Here is a 10,196-nt window from a genome sequence, read left to right as displayed (position 1 = left end):
CTGGTCGACCCGCCATCCCTTGCTTGACGAACTGCTGAAGACCCTTCCCCTGCGACGCATCGCGGTCCAGCATCCGTGAGATGCCGAACCGCCGACGGCCGTGGCGCTCGGCTGCGTCCGTCACGTCATGCGCTGCGCCCCGCAAAGGCTTCCGCCAGGCGCGTCCGGATATGTCCCACAGGATTGCCCATGCGCAACAGGTAGTCGACCGGCGGAAGAAGCACGAAGCGCGGCGAAAGCTCGAACGCAAACTTGAGCAATTCGACCCCCGCCTCTCGCTGGCCACGCGCGATATGAGACAAGGCGGACCAGTAGGCGCGCTTGCCGATATTGCGGTGAACGCGCTGACGCAATCTGTCCACGCCCGGCATCGATCCGGCGTCGCGGGTGAAGAAGCTGTCGAAAGTCAGCTTTCTTTCGACGAGATCACGCTTGAAGTCGCGCCAGAAGATCGAAGAGACATTTCCACCATGCACGCGCCTTATCCCGTGCACGGCATCGGTCAATGCAGCCTTGCGATTCAAGGACAGGCGAAGGAACATTTCCAGATCTTCGTTGAAGGGCACGTCAGTCCTGAAATGCCCGACGCGCTTAAGGTCCTCGGTTCGCACCAGCGCTGCGCCGCCACCGAACAGCACCTCGCTGGGTAGTGACCTTGCAAGGGTGAATTCTTCGGTCGACAAGAACCGCCACGCCGCGTCGTCGGTGCTCGCGATGTTCGGCAATGGATCCGCCTCCTCGTGCCAGACGAGTTCGGATCCGGCGGCGAAGGAAACGTCGGGGTGGGCCTCAAGGACTGACAGGGAGCGCTTGAAACAGCCATCGACGAGCAGATCGTCGGCGCAAAGCAGCACGAAGTATTTTGCCGCTGCCCAGTCGACGCCGTAGTTGAAGGAAGCATGGTGGCCGAGGTTCTTCTCGCGCGCGACCACGACAATCCGATTGTCGCGGCTTGCCAGATCCCGCGCCACCTCGACACTGTTGTCAGTGGATGCGTTGTCGACAATCAGGATTCGAATGTCGTCCACACCCTGACTGGTGATGCTTTGCACGCACTGCGGCAGGTATCGCGCATAGCAATAATTCGGAATGACGATGTCGATCAGTGCCATAAATGCGCTCCCCTTGGCTTGTCAGGCGGAATCGCCCGCTGCCTGGCCATTCGATGCTCGATTTCCTCAATGGCGCTGTCGTAGCTCGCCACCGTCCGGCGGCGGCGAAGGGCATTGAGGGAGTAGCTGAACCCGAAGTCAAAAAACCGGACGGGCAATGCCAGGCCCGTCTCGCCGCTGATGCGGCGAAGGAGGCGGTACTCCTTGCGGTCGCAGCGCCAGGAGCGGACAGGCACGAACTTGATCACCCCCGTATAATGCCGAAGCAGGGCATCGGCCCATGCGCGCGTCTGAAACGCGGACTTCTGCACGTTGTAGGTCACCGGCAGCCGCTTGTAGGCGCCGCCCAGAGTGAGATTGAACGCGCACTGATCGTTTGTCGTGCAGTGAGTGAGATAGACACAGGCGTGGGCGTGCTGATGAAGGTGCTCGGTAAAGCGGTCGAGCGCCTGGGCCTCAAGCCACTTCCTGCTGTTGATCATCATCACACCCGAGTTGAAATATTCTGGGGTGACGGCGTTGTGCCTGCAATTGTCGGCAAAGCCGGGGTCGTCGAAACCGGTCGAGACCGACAGATCCAGGCAAGCGGCGGCGATTTCGGAAAAGCCCGCGAGTTCATCGCAGCGCAGGTCACCAAAAGCCAGCGTATCACCATCCAGATAGAGGACGTATTCGTAGCTGTGCGCAAGCTTTTCAATCGCCGACACTCGAAAGAATGCCGCATGTGTAAGATGCTTGCTGACGGTCATCGAATATGCCGTATCATAGGGCGGCGCTTCCTCGATCGTCAGGCTATGGCCATACGCTTCGATCACTGAGCGATATCGCGCCGTCACGGCCGCTGCGTACTCGTGCTGAAACAGGAAAAAGTCGACCGGCTTGCGGTGGAACATGGCAACCGAAGCTAAGGCATAGAGCGTCATGTCATGGTAATTTCGATCCGTGACATAGGCGATGGCGATCCGCCCCGCATGCCGGCCGCCGCCGTTGCTGAATTTGTCCGCGTCAAAAGGCATGTTGTCTTGCCTACGTTTCGTTATCGTCTCAGCGGATCGAAAACCTGATTGCCGAGCAGGCTTTCCTGGGCCGCAAGCTTTCGTACATAACGCTGCACCGTTTCTCTTACCCGAGCAGCGCGGGCGTCCTTTTCCTCAAGCAACCGTTCAAGACTTGAGATCAGCCAAGCCACGGAGAATTGCTCGACGTCGGCGCAGTAGTCCGACAGCCCCATCTCCTCGGCTAGCGCATCGTGCTTTTCGAGATAGCCCAGCGAGATCAGCGGCATCCCGACGCGCAGCGCGCACACCACATTGTGGAAACGTGTCGCAACGATCACGTCAGTGGCCTGCATCTGCGCCATGACGTCGTGCAGCGAATTGGACGGCTCATAGATGACGCGCGCCAGTTCTTCATCTGTCACGCCCGTCCGTATGCGGTCGACAAGGTCGTCCACGGCTACAAGGTCGTTGTCTTGCCCCAGCATCAATCTGACAGCGAAGCCGCGTGACAGGGCGTATGTCGTGAATTCGGCGAGCTTGGCGACATAGCGATCGTAAATCTGAGTGCCCTCGCCCGTGCGCCCACGGTAGTTCATCACACCCAGGCCGATGATGATTGGCGTGCTCAGTTTGCGCTCGGCTGGCCGAGGTACCGGCAGGCTGAAGGCAAGATCAGGAAAGACCCGGTCCGCGCTGGTGTCGACGCCAAGCGAGGTGGTGAAGTCGTGCGATATCCCATCGCGGAAGGAACGATATGTCGCGCAGCGTGACGCCCCGGAGAAAAAGAGGCGGCTGAGGCGGTGATAGGCAGGTCCGGCACCGATGCTGACGAAGGCGACGGCACAGCCTCGCAAGCGGGCCATGAACATCCATTTCCAGAACACGTAAGGCATGCCGAAGGGCGTATCGCCGAAATCGTCGAATGCCCCGGTGCCCGGTAGGACCACGACATCGAACCCGCGCAGCAGGTGGAAGGCACGGATGGGGCCAAGCAGCTTGTAAGGTACGCGGCCGAATAGGCGGTTCAGCCGGTCGATCCAAGGGGCTGTAATACTCGGACGCGTCAGCTTGATGGTTTTGATACCGAAGCTTCGTTCGACGACGTCCGGTTCCGTGCAGATCACGCATAATTCGGCATCAGGGCATACCCGCCTCAGAGAGCCGACCATGGCTTCGAGCGAGCCGTCATTGCCGAAGTTTCCGACGCCGAACTGGCCCAACAGCGCGATGCGGAGAGGCTTGGCGATTTTTACCATGTCGTTGGGTGCGTGCTCCGTACCCGGCTCCCCTGGCACGAGCACAAGCTCCGCAGCTTCGGTAGGCATTGTCCGGTACTCGCTCAATTCCTCGCGGAAACCGGTCGGAACACCGCCGAAATAAGCGCCACGCGCCCGCCCATTGTCACCGGCCATCAGTGTGTTCCTCTAGCCGGTGGCCTTGCGTCCGCCATATCGACCTCAGCCATGAGCTTGAGATAGATCTCGGCGATACCGCGCCAGGTGTAACGCCCGGCCTGCGCGAAACCCGCCTCGACAAGGCTCCGCCGCAGTTCCGGTCTGAACCGCAGTCTGCCGATCGCATCTGCCCAATCGCTGAGATCATCGGGGTCGGCGTAAAGGGCGGCATCACCGCAGACTTCCGGCAGGCAAGGTGCCGTGGAGGCCACGACCGGACATCCCGATGCCATGGCCTCAACCGCCGGCAAACCGAAACCTTCGATACGCGAGGGAAAAAGGAAGCACAGCGCGCCCGATAGTGCCTTCTTGAAGTCGTCATCGCTTATCCGCCCCAAAAGGCGAAGATTTTTAGGTATTGGCGACGCAAATCTGGAAACGACAGCTTCGCCGGCATCTCCCGCCATCCATAGGTCGAGGCCCATCGCATCGAGCAGCGGTGCCAGACGAACGAGCAGCTCGATGTTCTTGTATTTCTGGTCGCGCCCCAGGCACAAGACATAGGGCCGGTCGGAAACCGGCTGCAGCTTTGATCTGCCCGCATCCCAGCGCGCAGCATGATCCGCGCCGTTGTAGGTGACGGTTATCTTGTTGGAGTCGGCTATGCCGCAGGCGGCGAGATGCCCGCGGGAGAGCTGTGAGACTGTCGTGATATGCGCGGCGCGGCGCCCAAGGGCTGGCAGGACCAGTCGATGCGCCCACCGAAACAGAAGCCCGTAGCTCTCCGGCATCAGCCGGGTATGCAGATCATGGATGCACGCGATCTGCCGCTTGACCGAGATCGGAGCGAGGTTGCAGAAGCTCAAGAGCCCGCCACGCACATGCCGGGGCAATTGCGCCTGCACCCAAAATTGCGGCAGGCGCGGGCGGCTATATTCGGGAACGAGCCGCACGCCGATCGCGCTCAGCTGCAGTTGCGTTTCCCGGGGCACGATGAGGTCGACGTCGAGGCCGCGCGCAAGCGGATGGCCTTCCGCGATCAAGGCGTCGAGTGCTGAGGTGACCTCGCGGGCATAGCGGGCCACGCCGTTGGGATTGAGCGTGACAAAATCGCCATTGATGCTCCAGCGCCTGATACGTGGAGCAGTCCGAACCGTTTCGCCTGCGGATGTCGGGCGCAATGGCAAAGCGATCACRTTGCCGTTTTCGAGCAGCGATCGCTGCGTGACTGGGATTTCTGGGCTGCCCATTGTCGGCGTCTTTCCGGATCGGCGGCCCCGCATCGCCGCATGGATACGACAAGACCCTAGCACCGCGCGGCCATGGCGGACTTTTACACGTTGGAGGTAGACGCCTCCCCCTTCGGATAGCATCTGGGTGAGTTGCGGCGACGATTGGTTGAAGCCATTCGGGACCTGCGACCCAATGGACGAAATGACGGTCCACACCGGCCACGGCAAGATGCCAATCTGACAACGCATCGCGACAGGAGGTCGACTTGAGACGGCACTGGGCCATCAACGGCCGCTTCCTCGCTCAGCAGATGACCGGTGTGCAGCGCTATGCACGCGAGATCGTCTGCGCCATGGACAGGCTGCTCGCGCGGCATCCCGGTATCGCGCACCACCTCAACCTCGAATTGCTTGTACCGCCGGATGCGATCTTCGACCTCCCTTTGTCGGCCATCCGAACGCGGACCATCGGCAGGTTTGGCGGTCACCCTTGGGAACAGGCCATATTGCCTGCCAATGTGCGTGGCGGCCTGCTCAGCCTGTGCAATACGGGCCCGGTTCTGGCGAGCAAACACATCGTCTGCATCCACGATCTCAACACCAGGAACTACCCGCAGAGCTACTCGCCTTCATTTCGTGCGCTCTATCACTCGCTAATGCCTGCCCTTGGCCGCAGCGCCGAGTGCGTCTCGACTGTTTCGCATTATTCGGCTGGCGAATTGGTCCGCCACCAGATTTGCCCGGCAAACAAGATCTTCGTTGCCTCGAACGGTCATGAGCACGCCGCCAGATGGCAGGCCCAGCATTCGCTCAAGACCGAAATGGCGGCCGGTCCCGACACGATCGTCCTGCTTGGCAGTACCGCGCCCCACAAGAATGCCCAACTCATCCTCGGCATGGCCGACAGGCTTCATGCCGCGGGCTTCCGGATTGCTGTGGCGGGCATTTCAGATCCGCGTGTCTTCAAGCTGCCCGCGCATGGCGAAACAGCCAATGTCTTCTGGCTCGGGCGGCTTTCGGACGGAGAGCTGGYAGCACTCTTGCGCGACTCCATGTGCCTTGCCTTTCCGTCCTTTACCGAGGGTTTCGGGCTGCCGCCGCTGGAAGCCATGGTGGTAGGTTGCCCGGTGGTGATCTCGGACCGTGCCAGCCTGCCGGAAATCTGCGGCGATGCGGCGCTCTATGCGTCACCCGACGACGCCGACGCCTGGTTCGACCGTTTCATGGAGCTTCGGGCGTCGCCGACGCTCAGGCAGGATATGATCGAGCGCGGTCGCGCAAGAATATCGCATTATCGTTGGGAAGCATCGGCGGAGCTTTATCTGTTGGCGATGCTGGAGCAGCAAGCCCCTGCAAATGCGGCCAAGCGGCAATTCACGCAATGACTGCGTGAAGCGACTGGACGTTACCGACCGCGTCCAGGAATTCCCGATCGAAACGCTCTTCCGAGAACCGTTCGCTGTTTTGGCGACAGGCCGTGGCGGTGACCGATGCCCGGTTATCATCGAAGTAAGCGACAGCTTCCTTCAGGGCGGCAACCGTCTGCTTGCCGAACAGTACCCCTGTCGGCGCGTTGGCGACGCCCAGGCGCTGCACGATGTCAGTGGCACCGCCGCGTCCAAAGGCAATCAACGGCGTGCCGCAGGCCTGGGCCTCGGCAAGCGCTATGCCGAAATCCTCGCATCCGGCAAAGACCATTGCCCGCGCCTCGGCGATCGTTCGCACATATTCCCGCCTGGGCAGGAAACCGGCGAAGCTGATGTTTGGTCCGGCCAGCGCCCTTAGGCGCGACGATTGCTGACCCTCGCCGACAATGACGAGGCGGCGCGACGGCATCTCGTTGAACGCCTGGATGACGAGATCTGTACGCTTGTAGGGCGCGAGGAACGACGCCGAGACGTAGTAGTCGTCCTTGTCGGCGACGAAATCGAGTTCGCCCAGCGAAACCGGCGGGAATACCACGCGCGAGTCGCGGCCATAGATGTGCTTGATCCGCGACCGCACATAGTTCGAGTTCGCCAGCATCAGGTCCGGACCATGCGCGGTGCGGGTGTCCCATTCCCTCAGCCGATGCAGCATGTAGCGATACAGCATGCCTTTGGGTCCGAAACCGAGCTTGCCCTGTTCGAGATAGGAGAACTGTTCGTCCCATGCGTAGCGAACGGGGCTATGAACGTAACACAGATGCGGCTGATCGGGCCGCGTGATCACCCCGCGGGCGAAAGCGGCTGACGATGATATCACCACGTCGTAGCCGGTGACATCGAACTGCTCGATGAGAAATGGGCAAAGGAAAAACAGCGAGCGGTAGTACTTCTTGACCATCGGCAGCCGATTGGCCGCGGACGTATGGAACTCGATGTCGCGAAAATATTGCTCCTTCACCTCCGCCGGCAAAAAATCGAACAAGGTGAAAACATCGGCATTGGGAAACTGCCGGCAGATTTGCGCCAGGACCCTTTCGCCGCCCCTGAAGTCGGGACACCAGTCGTGGACGATGGCGACCCGGTCGCCGGAGGCGACGCCAGAAACTGCCGGAACGCGCAGCTGCGGGACAGCGGCATGTTCGGTTGCCGTCACCAACTCGGTTGGGCTTTCATGGCGCATGATAGGCTTCTTCCGATACTGCTTGATGCCACCAGTCTCCGATTACGCCCCGACCCCGGCAAGCTGACCAAACGGGGTGGCGTCCATTCCTAGCCCAAGAGGTATGGCGCCTACGTCAGGCGGGGCCCGTCCATACCTCTAACGGTGCATATGCGGAGGATGCCGCCCCTTTTTTGCAGGCTGTAGCAGTGCGCGGCACTGGCTACGGTCACAGCGGATGAATCCGCCCTGGCACAGCCGCGGCACGCCTTCGAGGGCGGCAAGGGAATGCACCAGATGAGGCTTGTAGTTGCGATACCAACGCTCGGGCGCAGCGAGCAACTCGCGCATCTTCTGGCGTATCTTGAGCGCCAGACGAGATTGCCCGACGAAGTCATCGTTTCAGCACCCGATGCGACCCACGTCGAACCCATTCATTCGGATCGTTTTCCGGTGTCGGTGATCTTCGGGAAAAAGGGGCTGACGGCCCAGCGCAACAATGYGCTCGACCACGCGGCCCGGCGCTTTGATATCATCACCTTCTTCGACGATGATTTCGTGCCTGCCGACGACTATCTCGATCGCGTCGTGAAAGCCTTCAAGGCGAATTCCGACTGGGCCGTCGTCATGGGACACGCCATCCTGGATGGTGCGCGCAACGCAGGTCACGATTGGCACGATGCCCTGCTCGCCCTCGATGAGGCCAAGGCAAACCCGCCGGCCGAACCGCAAGTGGCCGATCACGTCGGCGCCTATGGCTGCAACATGTCGATCCGGGCGTCACGTATCGGAAATCTCCGCTTCGACGAGCGACTGGTGCTCTATGGCTGGCAGGAGGATATCGACTTCACAAGCCAGCTCAGAGCGCGTGGCCGCGTGGTCGGCGTTTCGTCGATCGTCGGCGTCCATCTCGGCCTGAAGGCCGGTCGCGTCAGTGGCGTGCGTTTCGGCTACTCCCAGATCGTCAACCCGATCTATCTCATCAGGAAGGGTACGGTTCCGGCTACCTTTGCCGTGCCGCTGATGGCGCGCAACATCGCCGCCAATCTCGCCCGCAGCGTCGTGCCTGAACCTTACATCGACCGGCGCGGACGACTGCGCGGCAATGTGTTGGCGATGGCCCATATTCTGATGGGGCGCATCGAGCCCGAATACATTCTGAGAATCTAGGAGTGCGTCGCGTGGAAACCATGCCGAGATCCGCAATGTCGGTGTTCACCCAGCGGCTGCGGAGAAGTGTCTTCGCTGCTGCTGTGTCGCTCGCGCCCGGTACCATCGGACCAACGCATGCCGCGGCGGCCGAATATYTGCTGGGGCCCCAGGACAAGGTCCGGCTGAAGATCTACGAGTGGCGCGCCTCTAGAGACGAGATATTCGAATGGACCGCGCTCAACGACCAGTTCGTCGTCGGTGCAAATGGCAAGCTGTCGCTGCCCTTTGTCGGCGAAATCAGTGCCGCGGGAACAGAACCAGGCGCACTCGGCATCAAGATCGGCGAGGCGCTCATGGGGCGCATGGGGCTTGGGCGTCCGCCAGACGTTTCGGTGGAAGTTGTGCAGTTCAGGCCGTTCTACATCCTTGGCCAGGTCACCACTCCAGGTGAGTTTCCTTATCGGCCCGGGCTTACCGTCTTGCAGGCGGTCAGCATCGCCGGCGGCTTGCGCACGCGCGAAGACAACACCACAAGGCTGGACCGCGAAGTGATTACCGGCAGGGGCGATCTTGGCCTGCTAGCTCTTGCGGGCACCAATCTCATGGCAAAAAAGGCCCGTTTGACGTCCGAACTGGCCAATGCCGACGACATTACTTTTCCCGAGCAGCTGACGCGCCGGGCGAGCGACAGCTCGGTCTCGTTGGCCATGGAGCAGGAGCGGCTGGTGTTCCGCGCCCGCAAGGACGGGATGAAGACCCAGTTGGAGGCCCTCAACGGCCTAAAGGACTTCCTGGGAAAGGAACTTACGTCGCTCGAAGCACAGCTTGTGCTTTACGACGAGCAGATTGGGCTGGTGCAGAAGGAACTGACCGGTGTGACGACGCTGGTCGACAAGGGGCTCTCTGCTGCGCCTAGACAGATCGCGCTCGAACGTGCGCTTGCCCAGGTCCGCAGCGATCGGCTGGCGGCGGAAACGGCCGTATTCCGTGCCAGGCAGGAGGTCAGCCGGGCGGACATCTCGATCCTTGACGTCAACAACAAGCACGCGACCGAGGCTTCGGAGTCGCTGCGTGAAACTCAAGGGCAGATCAACGAGATCGCGCGCAAAGCCGACACCGCCGTACAGATGCTGCATGATTCGGAAGTGACCGCTCCGCGGTTGCTAGCACTTCGAACTCGCGCGGAGGAAGCGCAACCGACATACACAATCATACGTCCAACAGCCGACGGCAAATCAGTGGATGTCGAGGTCAGTGAAACGACTATTGTGGAACCTGGCGACACGGTCAAAGTGAAAATCCCGCTGCCCAAGCTCGAGGACGGCGGACTTGTGCTTCCGACCGAAAGCGACATCTCCGAGATTCCGCTCGCCCAGGCGATGCCCTTAGACACGCAAGGGGCAGCAGCACCCGATCAGGCGGCTGCGACTGCCAACACACAATAACGCAAGCTGACCAGCAAGGGTCATTGCCGCTCCGAGGGCCACACCTCTGGGGCATTTCGCGCGTCTGCGTCGAGCACAGGCCACGCAGATCATTCTTAGATGTTTAGTCCCGGCATTGGCTGGAGCGGGTCGCGAGAGAACCGTTGTGGCTGGGAAAGCCATGCCTTGCAGATGAATTCGTAGGGCGTGAGRCCTTTGAGGGTCTTGAGCCTGCGGCCGAAGTTGTAGGCCAAGACGAAGTCGGCAAGGTGCTGGCGGAGTTGGTCGTGGCTCTCAT

The 10,196-nt window shown here is 61.0% G+C and carries 8 protein-coding genes and 1 pseudogene; 3 read left to right on the top strand and 6 right to left on the bottom strand.

Going from position 1 to position 10,196, the window contains the following annotated elements:
- Positions 1–125: 125 nt before the first annotated feature.
- The 4 genes from AC1DUU_RS12670 to AC1DUU_RS12655 are packed head-to-tail and all read right to left on the bottom strand — an operon-like array spanning position 126 to position 4,754.
- Positions 126–1,112 carry a glycosyltransferase family 2 protein gene (locus AC1DUU_RS12670; RefSeq protein ID WP_476783773.1) on the bottom strand — a complete coding sequence of 329 codons (987 nt, stop codon included), beginning with the start codon at positions 1,110–1,112 and terminating at the stop codon, positions 126–128.
- Entirely contained in the window at positions 1,103–2,128 is a 1,026-nt protein-coding gene (locus AC1DUU_RS12665; RefSeq protein WP_476783772.1) for a glycosyltransferase family 8 protein, read from the bottom strand. Before AC1DUU_RS12665 ends, AC1DUU_RS12670 begins: the two co-directional genes overlap by 10 nt.
- A 20-nt stretch (positions 2,129–2,148) precedes the next feature.
- Positions 2,149–3,522 carry a polysaccharide pyruvyl transferase family protein gene (locus tag AC1DUU_RS12660; RefSeq protein ID WP_476783771.1) on the bottom strand — a complete coding sequence of 458 codons (1,374 nt, stop codon included), beginning with the start codon at positions 3,520–3,522 and terminating at the stop codon, positions 2,149–2,151.
- On the bottom strand, positions 3,522–4,754 hold the full coding sequence (locus tag AC1DUU_RS12655; RefSeq protein ID WP_476783770.1) for a glycosyltransferase family 4 protein: 1,233 nt from the start codon (positions 4,752–4,754) through the stop codon (positions 3,522–3,524). The genes AC1DUU_RS12660 and AC1DUU_RS12655 overlap by 1 nt, the downstream gene beginning before the upstream one ends.
- A 248-nt stretch (positions 4,755–5,002) precedes the next feature.
- Between AC1DUU_RS12655 and AC1DUU_RS12650 the strand changes: the two genes are divergently transcribed.
- Positions 5,003–6,121, top strand: a complete 1,119-nt coding sequence (locus tag AC1DUU_RS12650; RefSeq protein ID WP_476783769.1) for a glycosyltransferase family 4 protein — start codon at positions 5,003–5,005, stop codon at positions 6,119–6,121.
- On the opposite strand, the gene AC1DUU_RS12645 is transcribed toward AC1DUU_RS12650, so the two are convergent.
- A complete protein-coding gene (locus tag AC1DUU_RS12645) occupies positions 6,111–7,343 on the bottom strand; it encodes a glycosyltransferase (protein ID WP_476783768.1) in 1,233 nt (410 codons plus the stop codon). The two genes, AC1DUU_RS12650 and AC1DUU_RS12645, sit on opposite strands and share 11 nt — an antisense overlap.
- A gap of 276 nt (positions 7,344–7,619) precedes the next feature.
- Here AC1DUU_RS12645 and AC1DUU_RS12640 point away from each other — a divergent pair, with 276 nt between their 5' ends.
- Both AC1DUU_RS12640 and AC1DUU_RS12635 read left to right on the top strand, forming a co-directional pair.
- Positions 7,620–8,492, top strand: a complete 873-nt coding sequence (locus tag AC1DUU_RS12640) for a glycosyltransferase family 2 protein (protein WP_476783767.1) — start codon at positions 7,620–7,622, stop codon at positions 8,490–8,492.
- Positions 8,493–8,512: 20 nt separating this feature from the next.
- Positions 8,513–9,919, top strand: coding sequence for a polysaccharide biosynthesis/export family protein (locus AC1DUU_RS12635; protein ID WP_476783766.1), 1,407 nt, complete (start codon positions 8,513–8,515; stop codon positions 9,917–9,919).
- A 95-nt stretch (positions 9,920–10,014) separates the two neighbouring features.
- Here AC1DUU_RS12635 and AC1DUU_RS12630 read toward each other — a convergent pair.
- Positions 10,015–10,196, bottom strand: a pseudogene (locus tag AC1DUU_RS12630) (IS481 family transposase); the annotation flags it as partial.

This window comes from Aminobacter sp. P4_H6_2 (assembly GCF_056400805.1).
The sequence above is the reverse complement of the archived record's forward strand: the minus strand, read 5'-3'. Positions and strand labels throughout refer to the sequence as shown.